This is a genomic window from Micromonospora sp. CA-248212 (assembly GCF_050948405.1).
Classification (GTDB): Bacteria; Actinomycetota; Actinomycetes; order Mycobacteriales; family Micromonosporaceae; genus Micromonospora.
Genome location: NZ_CP192023.1, coordinates 4,192,554 through 4,211,511, shown reverse-complemented (window position 1 = coordinate 4,211,511; position 18,958 = coordinate 4,192,554). Strand labels below are relative to the sequence as shown.

The following is an 18,958-nucleotide window of genomic DNA, read 5'->3' as shown; positions in this document are numbered from 1 at the left end:
GCCCCCGGAGGCCGGGGCCGGCCCGACCCACTCGGGTCCGACGGGTCAGCTCCCGGCCGGCGCCGGGGAGACGGGCATGGCGTCGGGACGCCGACGCCGGGACACCACGCCCGCGACGACGTCGACGACTCCGAAGGCGAGCAGGCTGAGGCCGAACAGGGGTAGGGCCCAACCCACCGCCACGGTCGCCGCCGCGCCGAGCAGCACCGCCCACCAGGGCAGCCGGCGTACGCCTCCACGGGCCGGCGGTGCGCCGACGAGCGCGCGACGGTCGGCGCGGGTCGGCCGGCGCTGCCACCACATGCGGTAACCCCAGACGACGACGCAGAGCAGCCCGAGGGCCAGCGCGGCGAGCAGGATCTGGTTGACCGGGCCGAAGAGGACACCCATGTGGGCCTGGGTGCCGAGGCCGCTCAGTTTCGCCAGGAGAGGCCAGTCGGCGAAGTCGCTGCGGGCGGTGATCATCGCGCTGGTGGGGTCGACGGCGACCCGGTCCTTCGCGACCGGCCAGGTGTTGTCGATCTGCGTGACGGTCCACGCGGTGCCCGCCTCTGCCGGGGTCATCTCGACCGGGCCGGAGAGGTCGGCCGTACGAGCAGCCGTCAGGACCCGGTCGAAGGCCGCCGGGTCGACGACCCCTTCCGCCGGGGCGTCCCCGTGGTGGTGGCCGCCGCCGCTCTCGGCGGGGACGGCGGTGAGGCTGGTGGAGATCTCGGGGGAGCGGGCGTCGAGGGCGTCGAGGCCGGCGCCGAAGTTGGCTCCGGCGTAGCGGGACCAGGTCAGGCCGGTCACCGAGAGGAACAGCAGGCCGACGACCAGCCAGACGCCGGTCGTGGCGTGCCATCCCCGGGTACGGCGGACACCCCTGCCGGTGGACAGGTTCGGCACGAACAGGTGCCGGGCGGCGGACCGGGAGGCGCTGCGTCGTCGCCACCACAGGAGCAGGCCGCCGAGGGCCAGCACCCAGAGCCAACTCGCCGCCAGCTCCGAGTAGTGCCGGCCCACCACGCCGAGGTGCAGGTTGCGGTGCAGGTCGTCCAGCCAGGTGGTGGCCGGCGTGGAGCCGAACCAGGTGGTGAGCTGACCTCGGACCTCGGCGGTGTACGGGTCGACGTAGACGGTGTGCACCTTCTCGCCGAGCTCGGGCAGGGAGAACGCCACCCGGGTGGTCCGGTCGCCGTCCCCGGGCTGGACGGTGGCGATGGTGCCGGTGGGGTGCGCGGCGCGGGCGGCGGCGATCTGGTCGGCGAGGGGGAGTGGACGGTCACCCCGCGCGGCCACGGTCAACTGGTCGCCGTAGAGCGCGCCGTCCAGTTGCGGCGCGACCGTGTAGGCGAGCCCGGTCAGCGCGGCGACCACGAGGAACGGCGCGACGAGGATGCCGGCGTAGAAGTGCAGCCGGACCAGCAGCGCACCGAACGGCGAGGTGCGCCGGGTCGGCTGGGTCGGGGGTTCCGCCGGGATGGACTCCTCCGGCGTCGGCGTGCCGGACAGCTCGGTCAGTGACATGTCTGGTAGTCGCGACATCGGCCGGTGTGGTTCCCGCCACTTCCGGATCGGACCGGGGTCGCGGCGGCGGCGTGGGCCGCGGTCAGGGGACGTGTCCCGCGTGGCGCTGCCGTGGCCGCCACGCGGGACGCGTCCGGGGTGTCAGCCGGCGCTACAGGAGCGGATCTGTGGTCGGGCGCTGCTGTTGCCGTTGAACATCGTGGTGAAGCCGAAGGTGTTGCCGCTGCCGTTGGACCGCACGGTCATCACCGTGCCGCTGCTGTCCCAGCTGGCGTTGCCGTTCCAGACGGTGGAGACGCGCTGCGGCGAGGTGAGGGCGATGACCACGGTCCAGGTGTTGCTGCCGCTGACCGTCACCGAGGTGTTGTACCGGTCGCCCCACACGTTGGGGGTCGACGCGGTGGCGGTGCAGGATCCGCCGCTGGGCGGTGGGGTCGTCGCGCTGGGGGGCGGCGTGGTGCCGCTCGGCGGCGGGGTGGCCCCGTCGGGCGCGACCGCCCGGCCGGTGGACGGCGAGATCATGCCCGGGCAGAGGTTGCGGCTGGTCAGGTTGGCCATGATCTGCCCGATGGCGTCCCGGGTGTTCTGGATGCCGTCGTGCATGAGGATGACCTGACCAGCCTGGAGGCGGCTGGCGTTCGACACGATCTGGCTGACGCTGGCGCCGTTCCAGTCCTGGGAGTCGACGTCCCAGATCACCTGCCGCATCCCGAGCGAGGAGGCGACCGACTGAAGGGTGGAGTTGGTCTCCCCGTACGGAGGCCGGAACAACTGGGGTCGGACGCCGGTCGCCGACTGGATGGCCGAACTCGTCTGGGACAGGTCGGACTGCATCTGGGACTGACTCATCGACGTCATGTGGGCGTGGTTCCAGCTGTGGTTACCGACCCACATGCCGGCGGACACCTGCGCCTGCGCCGCCGACCGGTTGTTCTGCACGTTCTGCCCGACGTTGAACATGGTGGCCCGTACGCCGTTGGCCCGCAGCACATTCAGCAGAGCGCTGGTGCTGCCGGTCGGGCCGTCATCGAAGGTGAGGCCGACGTAGCCGTTGCAGGTGGCGGCGTTCGACGGGGTGGCGGTGGCCGCGACGACGGCGCACGCCGCGGCGGCGGTGACGAGGATGGACAGCGCCGCCCGTAGTGGCCTGGACCGTACGAGCGTGCCAGCGGAGACAGTGCTCATCTGTGCCCCTTCTACCGGCCCGGTCCCGTCCCGGTGTGGAAGGAGAGCACGGTCCGGACGTGGTTGGTGGTGGGTGGGAGATCGACGGCTACCCCACGGACACCGGGTGCATCGATCACGGTGGATCGGAGTATCGCAGCGCAAATTCGAGGCCGTCAATAAGTTCCGGAAGTCCTCCGATAGCGCCGCAGGGCCGTCGCAGCGCGGTCATCCTGGTGCCGAGCAGTGGCGATCCACCTGCGGCGATGCGCGGACCGCAGGCGCGTCGGCTGCCGAAGGCCGAGCGTCGATCACGGTGATCCGGAAATTCATCGGAACTATCGGCGTCAATCAGATCGCCTGGCGAGGTTCTGCAACGTCGGTTGTGAGTTCAATCTCCTGGCCAGTGTCAGGGCCAGCGAAGACGGCTATTGGTTGGCACCCGCGTGCCGTCTGACCTTTCGCAAACTTTCCGAGAAACGTTGACATCGCAGTTCCGCCGTACCAATACTTTCGCCACCGACGGACCTCGATGAGCGTCGATCAAGGTCGTCCACGGCGACCCGAGCGCCGGCCGCTGTTGGCGGGGCGGGTCGGCCGACGCCATCGCGGCGCACGACGTCGGTACGCGCAGGGATCCATCCGCCGGGAGGCCCGCCCGGTCGGGTGGAGACTGCGCTGCGGGGCCGCCCGGAGCGGCGGACCGGGCGGTCCGGCTCGGCGCCGACAGGCGCTGGTGGCGCGGCGGTTGCTGGGCCGCCGCGCCACGCCGCGCCGCCATGCCGGCCCACCACACCACGCCGCCGCGAGCAGGCCCCGCCACGCCGCACCGCCGCACGGGCCTCGCCACACCGTGTCGCTACACCATTACGCCGCATGAAGGCCGATCCGTGGAGAGCCGGCTTTGTTGACGCGGTTTGTCCTCGATCGAACGAGATCGTTGACATGTGTCGGGAATCCATCTTTGATGGTCGATGTTGCCTTCTCGTCGGTCTGGTCGGGCGCTGGGTCGCCCGGCGTCGGGTCGGGCCGGTCGATGCCCCGACCTTGGAGGACGGATGAGCATTTTCGCGCGGCTCAGACCACGACGGCTCCTGCCGCCGGTGACCGTGGCGGTGCTGGTGGCCGTGACGCTCGGCGTGCCGGCGTCGGCGGCCGGTCCGTCGACGATCGTCGGCGCGGCGTCCGGCCGATGCCTGGACGTGGTGGGCGGCGGCCGGACCGCCGGCACCGGGATCAATATCTATGACTGCGGCGGACAGGCCAACCAGGCGTGGACCCTCACCGCGGCCGGCGAGTTGCGGGTCTACGACGCGACGATGTGCCTGGACGTCGTCGGGCAGGACACCACCGCGCCGGCTGCCGTGCAGATCTACGGCTGCACCGGCGGGGCGAACCAGCGCTGGCAGATCAACACCAACGGGACCATCGTCGGCGTCCAGTCGGGACTCTGCCTGGACGTGACGGGTGGCGGCACCGCCAACAGCACGATGGTCGGCCTCTGGACCTGTAACGGGCAGGCCAACCAGCGCTGGACGTCGTCGTTCGGCAGCGCCGACAGTCAGCCACCCACGCCGCCCGGCAACGCCCGGGTCAGCGGTCTGACCTGCAACTCGGTGACGTTCGCCTGGAACGCCTCGACGGACAACGTGGCGGTGGCGTACTACGACATCTACCACGACGGCCAGCTGATGACGTCGGTGAGCGCAAGCACCCTGTCCGCCAACCTCACCGTCGTGCCCGGCGCGACCTGGGGCCTCTACGTCAACGCGCGGGACGCCGCCGGCAACGTGTCGCAGGCCAGCTCCACCGTGACGATCACCCCGCCGCAGTGCCAGGCCGACACGGTGCCGCCGAGCACGCCGACGCAGCTCACGGGCAGCGCCTCGGGCACCACCGTCACCCTGCGCTGGACCGCGTCCAGCGACAACGTCGGGGTCCGGGCGTACGACATCTACCGCGGTGGCGTGAAGATCGGCGCCGTGACGGGCGCTCCGCCGGTGACCACCTTCACCGACAGCGGCCTGGCGGCGAACACCACCTACCAGTACCAGGTAGCGGCCCGCGACGGGCAGGACAACGCCTCCTCGCGCAGCGCCTCCGTCGCGGTGAGCACCGGTGCCACCTGCGCCAACCCGGTGTGCACGGTGCGCCAGGTCACGACCGACAGCGACGTTCCGTGGGGGCTGGTGACGCTGCCGGACGGGACCGTCCTGTACAACCGTCGCGACGCGCACGACATCATCCAGCTCGACCCGGCCACGGGGGCGAAGACCACCGTCGGCACCGTGCCGAACGTGCAGAGCACCGACGGCGAGGGTGGACTGATGGGCCTCGCGATCTCGTCGAGCTTCGCCAGCGACCGGTGGCTCTACATCATGCACACCTCGCCGAGCGACAACCGGATCGTGCGGATCAAGCTGGAGAACGGCAGGCTCACCACCTCCGGCGAACAGGTCCTGCTGAGCGGGATCCGGCGTAACAAGTACCACAACGGTGGTCGGCTGCGGTTCGGCCCGGACGGCAAGCTCTACGCGAGCACCGGCGACGCGCAGAACGGCGCGTACGCCCAGGATCGTGCCGCTCTGGAGGGCAAGATCCTTCGCCTCAACCCGGACGGCAGCGTCCCGAGTGACAACCCGTTCGGCAACCACGTGTGGAGCTACGGGCACCGCAATCCGCAGGGGCTCGCGTTCGACTCGCAGGGCCGCCTGTGGGAGCAGGAGTTCGGTAACTCGATCATGGACGAGACGAACCTGATCACCAAGGGTGGGAACTACGGCTGGCCGGCCTGCGAGGGCACCAGCGGCACCTGCGGCACCGCCGGTTACCTCGCGCCGGCGCGCACCTACCCGACCGCCGAGGGCTCCTGCTCCGGCATCACGATCGTGCGCGACGCCCTCTACGTCGCCTGCGCTCGTGGCGCGCGGATGTACCGCGCCGTGATCAGCGGCAGCAGCCTGACGAATGTGCAGACGTACTTCAGCGGCACCTACGGTCGGCTGCGCACCGTGGAGCCGGCCCCGGGCGGGGGTCTGTGGCTGACCACCACCAACACCGGTGACAAGGACAGCACCCCGAACAACAGCAACGAGCGCGTCCTGCACGTCACCCTCGGCGGTTAGCCGTGGGGCGTTCGCCGACGGTCACCGCATCGACAGGGTGGCCGTCGGCGAACGGCAGATGCTTCTGAGGTTCGGCGAGCGTTCACGTTCCGCACGCGGCGAGGTCATCGGGGCCGACCGTCTCCCACCTAGCGTGGCCGGCGCATCTGCACCTGAAGAGCTGAGGTTCTCGTACCATGTCCCTGCGTCACATTCTGGCGGGCCTCGTCGTCCTGCCCGCGCTCGCCGTTCCGGTGGCCGCGCACGCGTCGACCGTCGACAGTGCCAACGCGCTGCTCCCGCAGAAGACCCACTTCGACCTCCAGGCGCACCGCGGTGGCATCGGCATGACCACCGAGGAGTCGCTGGAGGGCTTCGCCAAGGCCCTGCGCCTCGGTGTCACCACCCTGGAGATGGACACCCAGATCACCAAGGACCAGAAGGTCGTGGTCAACCACGACCGCCAGGTCAGCGCGCAGAAGTGCGCCGACACCGCGCCGGTCACGGCCGGCGACCCGATGTACCCGTACGTCGGCAAGTACCTCAAGGACCTCACCCTCGCCCAGGTCAAGACCATGGACTGCGGCTACCAGCAGCTCCCGGGCTTTCCCGAGCAGGAGCAGGTCAAGGGCTTCCGGATGGTCGAGTTGAGGGACGTCCTCGACCTCGTCAAGAGCTACCGGGCGAAGCAGGTCACCCTCAACATCGAGACGAAGGTCGAGGCGGGAGCACCCGAGCAGACCGCGCCCCGAGAGCTGTTCGTCCGGCGCGTCTTCGAGGAGATCCACGCCTCCGGCCTCGAGAAGCAGGTCACCATCCAGTCGTTCGACTGGGGCGCGTTGAAGGAAATGCACCGGCTCGCGCCGAAGTGGCCGCTGGTGGCCCTGACGAACTACGACTTCCTCCAGGTCGGCAAGCCCGGCGCGTCCCCCTGGCTCGGTGGGATCGACGCCGACGACTACGACGGTGACTTCGTCAAGGCGGCCGCCGCCATCCCCGGCGTCACCGCCCTGTCGCCGAACTACGGTTTCCCGCAGAACGGCACCATCGCCGACCCGAACTTCCGCTTCTACCCCGACGCCACCATGATCGCGGAGGCGCACGCCCGTGGCCTGAAGGTCATCCCGTGGACCTGCGACGACCCGGCCACCGTGTCCGCGCTGATGGACATGGGTGTCGACGGGATCATCACCAACTATCCCAACCGGGTGCGGGCGATCATGGCCGAGCGTGGCATGCGCCTGCCCAAGAGCTACCAGCCCCGCCACTGATCGGGTCTGCCCCGATCCGCGAACCGCCACCGGGTCGGGGCATCCCACTCTGTGACAGGTGACATCACGGAGAAGGGACCCCCATACGTGTCATCGCCGGAACCCGCCTGGACCTGCTCGCGGTGAGCCCGCAGGGTCACCCACGAGCGCCGGTCAGGCTGGATGCTCGATGAGCCTCCTCGACGTCCGCTGCGCCGGGACACCGGCCGGACGGCCCGCGTCCACCTCTGCCGTCCACGGGGGCTGCGCGTCGGGAGTCCGCCACCGGGCGACCCGCGCCTCCGGCGCAGCCGCCGAGTCCGCGTGCTGCCCGGTGTCGGCGCCCGTCCCCGGGCAGCCCGCCGGGGCGATGCCCAGCTCCCGCATCCGCTCGACGTACGTGCGGTAGCGGCGTTGCGCCTCGCCGTGCCGCCCGGCCGAGCGCAGCACCTGCACCAACTCCAGGTGGGCGTCCTCGTCGTACGGGTCGCGGTGCACCAGCCGCATCAGGTAGACGAGCTTCTGGTCGGTGTCCGGGGTGTGCTGGGCCAGGGCCCGCAGCACACTGGTGTGGGCGGCCTGCGCCTCCTCCCGCAGCGGCTGGGCCCAGTCCTCGTACGGGTCGTCGGAGAGGAAGTCCCCGCCGTACAACTCGTCGGCGCGCATCAGCGCGCGGGACGTGTCGGGGTGCCCGGCCCGTAGGGCGGCCTGTGCCTCCTCGGCCGCGGTGAGGAACGTCTCGACGTCCACGTCGATCACGTCGAGGTCGATCGCCACCGAACCCCGGTCGGCCAGGACTGCCCCCCGACCGCTGGTGCGATGCCCGGTGCTGAGCACCCGACGCAGCGTGGACAGCAGCACCGACAGTCGGTTCGCGGTGCGCGACGGTGACTCGTCCGGCCAGAGCAGCTCCATCAGCCGGGCCCGGGGCACGGCGCGGCCCCGGTGCGCGACGAGGATCTTCAGCAGGTCCCGGGCCTTCTTGGACTGCCACTCGCCGTACGGGACGACGGCGCCGGCCCGGAACACCCGGAAGTCGCCGAGGGTGTGGATGACCACCGCCGGTACGCGCAGTGTGATCGCGCTGAGCCCGTCGGCGACGCCCGGGTCGAGGCGTACCCCGCAGCGGCGCAGTTTCTGTTCGGCGCCCTCGGCGCCGCGACGGGCCTGCCGACCCTGCAGGCGTGCGGCGATCAGCCGGACGGTGGCCTCCTCGGCCGGGTCGCCCAGCTCTCGGCAGAGCGCCGCCGCGTCGTCGAGCAGCCCGGCGGACGCGCGTGGGTCGTCCGCCGCGAGCACGGTGAGCTGAAGCGCCTCGATGAGGGTGGCGCGTCGCCGCCCGACGGTGGCCCCGGTACGGGCTTCGGCGGCGTCGAAGTGGGCGGCGGCGGTGTCGCCCCGCAGCAGCGCCACCCAGCCGCGCGCCAGCAGGGCGTACGGCCGTTCGAGCTCCCGGGCCAGGGTGACCGCCCGGTCGGCGAGGTCCTGCGCGGCGGCCAGGTCGTCGGCGGCGCGGATCCGCGCCAGCTCGGCGAGCACCCAGGCCGGCGAGGTGGGGCGTGACGGAGACGTGGCCATGGCGCTCAGGGCGCCCTCCAACGCCTGCCGGGCCTGGCGTGGCTCGCGCCGTCGGCGGTGCACCATGCCGAGGGCGGCCAGCGAGAACGCCTCGTCGGCGGTGACGCCCGCCAGCTCCCGCAGGCGAAGCCCGGCGGCGCCGTCGGCGAGCGCCTCCTCCAACCGTCCGAGCTGGCACTTCGCCACGGCGGCCAGGGTCAGCGCGTACGGCTCGTAGCCGGAGTCACCCGCCACCTCGGTCAGTCGTACGGCGGCCTCGGCCTGCCGCAGCGCGTCGGCGGCGTCGCCGGCCCGCAGCAGGTGGCCGGCCAGGTCCAGGTGGACCATCAGCCGGAACAGGTTGGCGTCGGCGCGGCGCAGCCCGTCGGTCGCCTCCGCCCGCCCGAGGGTCGCCGTCGGGTCGCCGGTGGCGGCGGCGAGCAGCACGACCACCCGGGCGTACGCCTGGTGGGCGGTCGGTACGCCGCACGCGTGGGCGGCGCGGGCCGCCTCCTCGACGTCGGCGCTGGCCCGCTCGATGTCGTCGTCGAGCAGGTGGTGCACCGCGGCGTGGCAGTACATCTGCACGGCGTGCGGCCCGGTCGCGCCGATCGGCGCGGTCGCCAGGAGGGCTGTCGCCAGGTGTGGTTCCCCGGCGAGGTGGTGCCGCAGCGCCGTGCGCCAGATCTGGGCGACCGGGACGTCGGCGTCTTCAGGGCGTACGGCGAGCAGGTCGGTCTGGGTGGCGAGCCACAGGTGCGCCGCCCTGCGGTCACCGGCGGCGGCGAGGTGGCGCAGCGTCCGCCCCGGATCACCACTCGTGGGTTGTCGTTCTGCTGTCGATGCGTCGCCTCCACCTTCGCTGCGAGCCGGCGGCGACGCGCGCCAGGCATGGTTGACAAGGTCTCCGGACATGCACCGCTCCTGTGTTCTCTCGTGGAGGCTCAGGCGAGCGAAGAGACAACCGGGCCCTGCGAGTCGTCACCCGGCGTGGCTTCCCCCCGGCACGATCATTGCCTTCATCGAGCGGCATCGCCATAACCAAAAGAGTCGGTGTACTTACTGACTGCAATGCGCTATCGGCATAAAGCCGCGCTCAGGTTTCCCTCAGGTCGCCGCAACGGCACCCGAACTGTCCGTACAAGCAACTGGCACGGGCGCGGGCCAGACTCTCGGTCATTGCGTGTCACCCGCCGATCGGAGCTGAGATCCGATGACCGAACAGACAATTCTTCCTGTCCTTTCCGCCTTCTGGGAGCGGCAGCTCGCCGCCCTCCCGGACCCGCCGGACCTGCCCTTCCCGCCGACGGCAGACCCGCCCGGCGACGCCCGAGTTGACCTGGGCGAGGAGGTCGAGCCGCAGGTCAGCGTGTTGGCCGGCCTGTTCGCGCTGCTGCACCGCTGGGTCGGTGGTCGGGATCTGCTCGCCGCGACGCCGGCCGCCCCGACCGACGGTGGACGCTGGCTGCCGGTCCGGGTTCGGCTGCCCGAGGATCCCACCTGGACCGAGCTGCGGGACCTGGTCCGAACGGCGCTACGTGAAGCCCGGGCGCATGACAGGGAATTGCCCGAAACTCCTCTCGGCTATCGGCCGGTGGTATCGATTGGCTCCGATCAACCGCCGCCCGGTAATCGTGGTGTGTTGCGGCTGCTGATCGACGACGCCGACGAACGGCCGACGGCCACGGTGGCCGGACACCCGCACGTCGCGTCGATCGCGGCGGCCCTTGCCGTCCTGCTCGACCGGGCGCGGGAACGCCCCGGGGCGCGGCTGTCCGACCTACCGCTGCTCGACCCGGCGACCGAACGGCGGGTGGTGCGTGACTGGAACGCCACCGACACCGCCTATCCGCGCGAGTCGTCGGTGCCCGCGCTGTTCGCCGAGTGGGCCCGGCGAACCCCGGACGCGCCCGCGCTGCGCGACGACAACCAGAGGCTCGACTACCGCGAGGTGGACCGGCGCGCCAACCACCTGGCCGGGCGTCTGCTCCGGCGCGGCATCGGCGCCGAGACGATCGTCGGGATCTGCCTCGCCGACACCACGACCTGGGTGGTCGCCGCCCTGGCGACGCTCAAGGTGGGCGCCGCGTACCTGCCGCTGGACCCGGGTTACCCGCCGGAGCGGCTGGCGCTGATGTGCCAGGACGCCGCGCCGGGCGTCATCCTGCACGCCGCCGCGCTGGCCGACCGGCTTCCCGACGACGGCACGCCCCGGATCGCTGTGGACCGCCTGCCGACCGACGACGGCCCGGCCCAGCCCCCGGCGGTGACGGTTCACCCCGACCAACTCGCGTACGTCATGTACACGTCGGGATCCACCGGCCGCCCCAAGGGCACCGGCGTCAGCCACCGCAACATCGTCCGGCTGGTCCGCGACACCACCTTCATCGACGTGCGCCCCGACGACGTGATGGGGCAGGCCGCCACGATGTCGTTCGACGCGGCCACGCTGGAGGTCTGGGGCGCGCTGCTCAACGGCGCCTGCCTCGCGGACCTGGACATCAACGACGTGATCGTGCCGGACCGGCTCCGCGCCCGGCTGCGCGACACCGGCGTGACGATGATGTTCCTGGCCACCTCCGTGGCCCGGCAGGTGGCGACCGAGGCGCCGGACGCCCTGGCCGCGCTGCGCTACCTGACCTTCGGTGGCGAACAGGCCGACCGGACCGCCGTGGAGCGGCTGCGGGCGGCGTGCCCGGACACGACGCTCGTCAACGGGTACGGCCCGACCGAGGCGACCACCTACAGCACCACGTACGACTGCGCCCGGCTCACCGCCGCGGACCCGGTCGTGCCGATCGGCGGTCCGATCGCCAACACCCGGGTGTACGTGCTGGACCGTCTCCTGCGACCGGTACCGCCCGGCGTGCTGGGCGAGCTGTGCATCGGCGGCGACGGGGTGGCCCGAGGCTACCTCGGCCGCCCCGACGCGACGGCCGAGACGTTCGTGCCCGACCCGTTCGGCCCCCGCGCCGGGGGCCGGCTCTACCGCACCGGGGACGTGGTCCGGCAGCGCCCGGACGGGTTGATCGAGTTCGTCGGCCGGTCCGACCACCAGGTGAAGATTCGTGGGTACCGGGTCGAGCCGGGGGAGGTGACCGAGGCGCTGCGCCGCGGCGGGCTGGTTCGCGACGCGATCGTGCGCGCCGATCGCGACGCCGCCGGTGACGCCCGGCTGGTCGCGTACGTCGTGCCCGACGAGGAAGTGGGCGTCGAGGCGATCCGGGAACGGGCCCGCGAGCAACTGCCCGACCACCTGGTGCCGGCCGTGTTCGTGGTGCTGCCCCGGCTGCCGCTCAACCGCAACGGCAAGGTGGACGTCGCGGCGCTGCCCGCCCCCGACGCCACCCCGGCAGCCGACGACGACGCTCCCCGTACGCCCACCGAGCGGGCGGTGACCGAGATCTGGCAGGACGTCCTCGGCGTGCCGGTGCGCCGCCGCGCCGACGACTTCTTCGACCTGGGTGGACGGTCCCTCAAGGCGACCCGGGTCCGCTCCCGGCTCGCCGCCGCGATCGGCGCGGAGGTGCCGTTGCGGCTGATCTTCGACCACCCGACGGTTGCCGCGCTGGCCGCCGCGTTGGACGAGATCGGTGGCACGCCCGCCGAGTCCGCCGATCCGGTCGCGCCGGTCGTGCTGGACGGGCCGCCCCCCGCCGATCTCGCGGGCCTGCTCGACCAGCTCGAACAGGACGCCGCCCGATGATCGGCGCGCTCACCCCCGCCCAGTTGCGCCAGCGCGTGGAGGCCCTGCCACCCGAGCGGCGGCGGACGTTCCTCGCGGCGATCCGCGCGGACGGCGACCGGTACGGCATCCACCCGCTCACCGCCGCCCAGGAGTGGATGCTCCTGCTGGCCCAGCTCCGACCGGACAGCCCCGCCTACCACGTGCCGTACCGGGTGGACCTGCGCGGTGACCTGGACGTGGCCGCGTTACGCGGCGCGCTCGACGAGATCGTGGCGCGGCACGAGGCGCTGCGCACGGTCTTCGTGCCGCTGGACGGCCAGTCGTACCAGCTGGTCCTGCCGGCGACCGGTCTGCCGCTCACGGTGGTGGACGTCGCGCCGGAGCGGATCGACGGGTACGCCGCCGCCGAGGCGGTACGCCCGTTCGACCTGTCCCGGGGGCCACTGGTGCGCGCCACCCTGTGCCGCACCGGCCCGGATGACTTCTCGCTGCTGCTCACCCTGCACCACGTGGTCTGCGACGGCTGGAGCATGGGTCTGCTCTTCGAGGAGTTGTCGGCGGCGTACGCGGCCCTGCGGGACGGCCGTGCCGTGGCGTTGCCGACGGTCCCCCGGGACGTGCCGGCGGCGCTGGCCCAGGACCGGCTGCTCGGCCCGACCGAGCTGGCCCGGCGGCTCGACTGGTGGCGTGACGCGCTGGCCGGCGCGCCGCCCGGTCTCGACCTGCCCACCGACCGGCCCCGTCCGGTGGAGCTGGAGGACGCCGGCCACGAGATCGAATTCTCCTGGCCTCCCGCGTTGGCCGACCGGGTGGCCGAGGCGCAACGACGCACCGGCGCGACCCCGTACATGATCTTCGCGGCGGCCTGGGCGGCGTTGCTGCACCGGCGCAGCCAGCAGTCGGACCTGCTCATCGCCACGCCGGTGGCCAACCGTCAGACGATCGACAGCGAGACCGCCGTCGGTTTCTTCGTCAACACGCTGGTGCTGCGCAGTCGGGTCGACGGTGGACTGACGTTCGCCGCGCTGCTGGACCGGCTCCGCGACTCGGCGCTGACCGCGCTGACCGATCCGGTGCCCTTCGACGCCCTGGTGCAGGAGCTGCGCCCGGTCCGCGATCCCGGCCGTCATCCCCTCGCTCAGGTCATGTTCGCCGTCGAGGACGGCTGGGAACAGCGGCTGACGTTGCCCGGGGTGACCGTGCTGACCAGCGGCGAGACGCACACCGGTACGTCCATGTTCGACCTGACGTTGACCGTCGTCGCACACGAGGGGCGAATCGACGGGCGGATCGAGTACCGGATGAGACTCTTCGACGAGTCCACCGCCCGCGCGCTCGCCGACCAGCTCGACACCCTGCTCATGGCCGCGCTCGCCGCCCCGGACACCCCGGTCGACCGGCTGCCGCTGCTCGACCCGGCCGCCGGTCGGGACCTGGTCGACCGCTGGGCCGCCGCCGCGCCCGCGTCACCCGAGCAGCCGAGCCTGGGCGAACTGGTCGCCCGCCAGGCGAGGACGAACCCGGACGCGGTGGCGGTGGCGTACCGCGATCAGGCTGTCACCTACCGGGACCTGGACGCCCGGGCCGACCGCCTGGCCCGGACCTTCGCCGCCCGGGGTGTGCGGGACGAGACGACCGTCGGCGTCTGCCTGCCCGCCGGCCCCGACTGGGTGGTCACCTTCTTGGCCGTACTCCGATCGGGTGGGATGTACCTGCCCCTGGACCCGCAGCTACCGGCGGCCCGGCTGGCGCACCTGCTCGCCGACTCGGTCGCCGCGCTGGTGGTCACCACCGCCGACGCGCAGTTGGCGCTGCCGACCACCGACGTGCCGCTGCTGCGCCTCGACGAGCAACCGCCGGCCGTCGACGCCACGCTCCCGGCGGCCGTCCACCCCGACGCCGCCGCCTACCTGATCTACACGTCCGGTTCGACCGGGCTGCCGAAGGGCGTCATCGGCACCCACCGGGGGCTGGCCAACCTCGCCGAGGCGCAGGCCCGGCTGGTCGGCGTCCAGGCCGGCGACCGGGTCCTGCAGTTCCACTCGATCGGGTTCGACGTCGCGCTGTCCGACGTGGTCACCACGCTCACCGTCGGCGCGACCCTGCGCCTGCTCGGCCCGGACGAGCGCACACCCGGCCCCGACCTGGCCGCCGCGCTCGTCCGGCACCGCGTCACGGTCGCCGACCTGCCGCCGGTGGTCCTCGACGCGTTGGACCCCACCGCCCTGCCCGACCTGCGGGTACTCACCGTGGGTGGGGAACCCTGCGCGCCGGACGTCGCCGCCGCCTGGTCGCGCGGCCGGCTCCTGATCAACGGGTACGGCCCCACCGAGGCCACCGTCACCGCCACGGCCGCCCACTGCGCGCCCACCGACAGCGAGCTGCCGATCGGTCGCCCGCTGACCGGGGTACGCGCCTACGTCCTCGACACCGAGCTGCGGCCGGTACCGCCCGGGGTGCCCGGCGAGCTGCATCTCGGCGGCCTCGGCGTGGCCCGCGGCTACCACGGCGACGCCGCGCTCACGGCCGGACGCTTCCTGCCCGACCCGTACGCGCCGACGCCGGGGGCGCGCATGTACGCCACCGGTGACCTGGTCCGCTGGCGTGCCGACGGACAACTCGTCTTCCTCGGCCGGGCGGACAACCAAGTCAAGATCAACGGTTTCCGGATCGAGCTGGGTGAGGTGGAAGCCCACCTGCGGCAGCACCCGGGCGTACGCCGCGCCGCCGCCGTGGTGCGGACCGACTCGCCCGGTGGCCGACGACTCGTCGGCTACCTCGTGGGCGACGGGTTGGCGGTGGACGAGCTACGCCAGAGCCTGCTCCGGCGGCTGCCCCGCTACCTCGTGCCGAGCGCGTTCGTGGTGGTGCCCGACCTGCCGTTCACGTCCAGCGGCAAACTCGACGCGTCCCGCCTGCCGGCCCCCGCCGTGGCCCGCGCCGATCTCGGCGCCGCGTACGTGGCGCCCGACGGGGCCGTCGAACGGGCCATCGCCGACACCTGGCGACAGGTGCTCGGGCTGGACGACGTCGGTGCGGACGACAACTTCTTCGACCTCGGGGGCACGTCCCTGCTGCTGGCACGGGTGCAGACCCGCCTCGCCGACCGGCTGGGCCGACCGGTTCCGGCGGTGGAGCTGTTCCGCTACCCGACCGTCGCGCAGCTGGCCCGCTTCCTCGACGGCGGGTCCGCGCCCACGGCGACGCCGACCGGCGGCCGCCGACGGGACGAACGCAAGCAGGCGCTGGCCGACCGGGCCCGCCGGGCCCGCCCGGTGCCGGCGGGGGAGGGACGAGCGTGAGCGAGCAGGAGACCGGACTGGAGATCGCCATCGTCGGGATGGCCGGCCGCTTTCCGGGCGCGGCCGACGTCGACGAACTGTGGCGTCGGGTCCTCGCCGGACAGGAGACCATCACCCGGTTCACGGACGCGGAGTTGGCCGCCAACGGGCTGAGCGAACAGGAGCGGCGGCACCCCGACCACGTGCCGGCGCACGGCGCGCTGCCGGACGTCGACCGCTTCGACGCCGGCTTCTTCGGCTACTCGCCCCGCGACGCACGGCTGCTCGACCCGCAACAGCGGCTCTTCCTCCAAACGGCCTGGACCGCCCTGGAACGCGCCGGTCACCTCGCCGGGGACCCCGACCGGCTGGTCGGCGTGTACGCCGCCGCGGCGGCCAGCGGCTACCTCCTGCACCACCTGTTCCGCAATCCACGGCTCGACTCGGTCTCCGAGTACGAGCTGATGCTCGCCAACGACAAGGACTCGCTGCCCACCCGGGTGGCGTACCACCTGGACCTGCGGGGACCCGCCGTGGCCGTGCAGACGGCCTGCTCGTCGTCGCTCGTCGCCGTACACCTCGCCGCGCAGGCGCTGCTCGCCCGCGAATGCGACGTCGCGCTCGCCGGCGCGGCGCACATCCTGCTGCCCACCGGCACCGGCTACCGCCACGAGGTCGGCGGCATCATGTCCCGCGACGGGCACTGCCGGCCCTTCGACGTACGCGCCACCGGAACCGTGGGAGGCGACGGCGCCGCCGTGGTCGTCCTGCGCCGGCTGGCGGACGCCCGCGACGACGGCGACACGGTGTACGCCGTCATCCGGGGCTCCGCCATCAACAACGACGGCCGGGTGAAGGTCGGGTTCACCGCGCCCGGGGTGGACGGTCAGCTGGCCGCGATCCGGGCCGCCCAGGAGGTGGCCGAGGTCGACCCCGCCACCATCGGCTACGTCGAGGCGCACGGCACCGGCACCGAGCTGGGCGACCAGATCGAGCTACGCGCCCTGACCGAGGCGTTCCAGCACGCGGTCGGGGGTCGGGGCGCTGAGGGTCGGGGCGCTGGCGGGGGTCGGTGTGCGCTCGGCTCGGTCAAGTCGATCGTCGGTCACCTCGACGTCGCCGCCGGCGTCACCGGGCTGATCAAGGCCGCGTTGGCGCTGCACCACCGGGTGGTACCACCCAGCCCGTACTGCACCGAGCCGCACCCCGAGCTGGCCGGCGGCCCGTTCCGGGTGCCCACCGCGCCGCAGCCCTGGCCCGACCTGGGCGGACCGCCCCGCGCGGCGGTCAGCTCCTTCGGCATCGGGGGCACCAACGCCCACGTCGTGCTCCAGGCCGCCGAACCGGCGCGGCAACTCCCCGACGACGAGCGGTCCGCGCACGTGCTGGTGCTCTCCGCCCGGGACGCCGACGGGCTCGCTGAGGCCCGTAGCCAGCTCGCCACCCACCTGGAGGCGAACCCGGACGTGCCGCTGGCCGACGCCGCGTACACCCTGGCCCACACGCGACGGGCGTTCGGTCACCGCCTGGTCGCCGTTGCCCCGGACGCCCGCACCGCCGCCGCCCGGCTCGCCGACCACGGCTCGTCGCTGGTCCGCACCGGCGTTGCCACCGGTACGCCGGCCGGTGTGGCGCTGATCTTCCCCGGCCAGGGCGCGCAGTACGCGGGGATGGGCCGCACCCTGTACCGCGCCGAGCCGGTCTACCGGGCGGCCTTCGACCGCTGCGCCGAACTGCTGCGCCCGCACCTCGACGTGGACCTGCGCACGCTGCTCTGCCCACCCGGCGAACCGGTCCCGCCCGTACCGGAGCTGGACGAGACCCGACTCACCCAGCCGGCCCTGTTCGCCGTCGAGTACGCCCTCGCCGAGTTGCTGCGGCACCGTGGCGTACGTCCGGTCGCGATGGCGGGACACAGCCTCGGCGAGTACGTGGCCGCCTGCCTGGCCGGCGTTTTCACGCTGCCCGACGCGCTCGCCACCGTCGCCGTACGCGGTCGGCTCATGCAGGCGCAGAGCCCCGGCTCGATGCTGTCGGTGGCGCTCGGCGTCGACGAGGTGACGGCGCTGCTGCCCGACGGCGTGGAGGTGGCCGCCGCCAACGCGCCGCGCCTCGTCACCGTCTCCGGCGCGACGGCCGCCGTCGCCGCGTTCGCCGCCGACCTGCGGGGGCGCGGAGTGGCCTGCCGCGAGGTGCGTACCTCGCACGCGTTCCACTCGGCCATGATGGAGCCCGCCCTGGCCGGCTTCGCCGCGCACCTGCGCGAGGTTCCGCTCAGCCCGCCCGCCGTGCCGATCGTGTCGAACGTGACCGGACGCTGGCTCACCGACGACGAGGCCACCGACCCCGCCTACTGGGTGCGGCAGCTCCGCCGCCCGGTCAACTTCGCCGCCACCGCCGAACTGCTGCTGGGCGAGCGGTACGCGCTGCTGGAGGCCGGACCGGGCCGCACCCTGGCCACCCTCGTCCGTCAGCACGGGGCGGCCCGCGGTACGACGGTGCTGACCAGCCTGCCCGCCGACCGCACCCCGGCCGGGGAGGACGAGACGGTCGCGCTGGCCGTCGGTCGGCTCTGGCTCGCCGGGGCGCCCGTCGACTGGCCCACCGGACGACGGCGGGTGCCCCTGCCCACGTACCCGTTCGCCCGCGAGCGGCACTGGGTCGACGCGTACCGGCCCGGTCCGGTCACTCTCGGCGAGAGCGCGCCGGTCACCGCCGCCCCACCACCGACCACCCCGGACACTGCCGTCGCGCCAACCGACGATCCGTACGAGGTGGTGCGGCGGATCTGGGTGGACCTGCTCGGGGTGGACGAGGTCGGTCCCGACGACGACTTCTTCGAGCTGGGCGGCCACTCGCTGCTCGGCACCCGGGTGGTGGCGCGGCTGCGCGACGCGTTCGGCGTCGACCTGCCGCCCGCCGCGATCTTCGAGTCACCCACCCCCGCCGCGCTGGCGCGTACCGTCGCCGACCTGGCCCGGCCGGCTCCCGCCGTACCGGACGGGGACCTCACCGACCTGCTCGCGGAGATCCGGGCGCTCTCGCCCGAGAGTCTCGCCCGTGAGCTGCACCTGGCCCGACACGAGGAAGGCAACCCTGATGGCTGACGAACACCGCGTGGTGGTCAACGACGAGGAGCAGTACGCCCTGTGGCCCCGGCACCGGGAGGCGCCGGACGGATGGCGCGACGCGGGCTGCGCCGGCAGCCGCCAGGAGTGCCTGGACTTCGTCACGCGCACCTGGACCGACATGCGCCCCCGCAGCGTCCGCGAACACCTCGCCGCGAGCTGACGGCCGGTCACCGCCTCGCCGCGCGAAGCCGTCCGCCAGCCCGACGCTGGCCCGGCCTCAGCGCTGGCTCAGTCTCGGCGTTGGTCTGGGCCCGGCCTGGGCGGTGAGCCCGGT

At 73.0% G+C, this 18,958-nt stretch carries 9 protein-coding genes; 6 read left to right on the top strand and 3 right to left on the bottom strand.

Going from position 1 to position 18,958, the window contains the following annotated elements; all coding sequences use genetic code 11:
* Positions 1–45: 45 nt before the first annotated feature.
* On the bottom strand, positions 46–1,509 hold the full coding sequence (locus ACQP03_RS20040) for a PepSY-associated TM helix domain-containing protein (protein WP_357125586.1): 1,464 nt from the start codon (positions 1,507–1,509) through the stop codon (positions 46–48).
* Between the two features lie 141 nt (positions 1,510–1,650).
* Positions 1,651–2,694 (bottom strand): polysaccharide deacetylase family protein, encoded by a 1,044-nt coding sequence (locus tag ACQP03_RS20035; protein ID WP_357125589.1) that lies wholly within the window; start codon positions 2,692–2,694, stop codon positions 1,651–1,653.
* A gap of 1,037 nt (positions 2,695–3,731) precedes the next feature.
* Here ACQP03_RS20035 and ACQP03_RS20030 point away from each other — a divergent pair.
* Positions 3,732–5,798 (top strand): PQQ-dependent sugar dehydrogenase, encoded by a 2,067-nt coding sequence (locus ACQP03_RS20030; protein ID WP_433457925.1) that lies wholly within the window; start codon positions 3,732–3,734, stop codon positions 5,796–5,798.
* A 176-nt stretch (positions 5,799–5,974) separates the two neighbouring features.
* Positions 5,975–7,048: a glycerophosphodiester phosphodiesterase family protein gene (locus ACQP03_RS20025; RefSeq protein ID WP_357125595.1), complete on the top strand. Its 1,074-nt coding sequence runs from the start codon at positions 5,975–5,977 to the stop codon at positions 7,046–7,048.
* 153 nt (positions 7,049–7,201) lie between these two features.
* Here the strand turns inward: ACQP03_RS20025 and ACQP03_RS20020 are convergent, their stop codons facing one another.
* Positions 7,202–9,499: a BTAD domain-containing putative transcriptional regulator gene (locus tag ACQP03_RS20020; protein ID WP_357394509.1), complete on the bottom strand. Its 2,298-nt coding sequence runs from the start codon at positions 9,497–9,499 to the stop codon at positions 7,202–7,204.
* Between the two features lie 298 nt (positions 9,500–9,797).
* On the opposite strand from ACQP03_RS20020, the gene ACQP03_RS20015 reads away from it, so the two are divergent.
* From ACQP03_RS20015 to ACQP03_RS20000, 4 genes are read left to right on the top strand one after another with little or no spacing between them, the layout of a single operon-like run.
* Positions 9,798–12,290: a non-ribosomal peptide synthetase gene (locus tag ACQP03_RS20015; RefSeq protein ID WP_433457922.1), complete on the top strand. Its 2,493-nt coding sequence runs from the start codon at positions 9,798–9,800 to the stop codon at positions 12,288–12,290.
* Positions 12,287–15,574, top strand: coding sequence for an amino acid adenylation domain-containing protein (locus ACQP03_RS20010; RefSeq protein WP_433457920.1), 3,288 nt, complete (start codon positions 12,287–12,289; stop codon positions 15,572–15,574). Before ACQP03_RS20015 ends, ACQP03_RS20010 begins: the two co-directional genes overlap by 4 nt.
* A complete protein-coding gene (locus ACQP03_RS20005; RefSeq protein ID WP_433457918.1) occupies positions 15,571–18,660 on the top strand; it encodes a type I polyketide synthase in 3,090 nt (1,029 codons plus the stop codon). Before ACQP03_RS20010 ends, ACQP03_RS20005 begins: the two co-directional genes overlap by 4 nt.
* Positions 18,653–18,844 carry an MbtH family protein gene (locus ACQP03_RS20000; protein WP_355048249.1) on the top strand — a complete coding sequence of 64 codons (192 nt, stop codon included), beginning with the start codon at positions 18,653–18,655 and terminating at the stop codon, positions 18,842–18,844. Before ACQP03_RS20005 ends, ACQP03_RS20000 begins: the two co-directional genes overlap by 8 nt.
* Positions 18,845–18,958 lie beyond the last annotated feature (114 nt).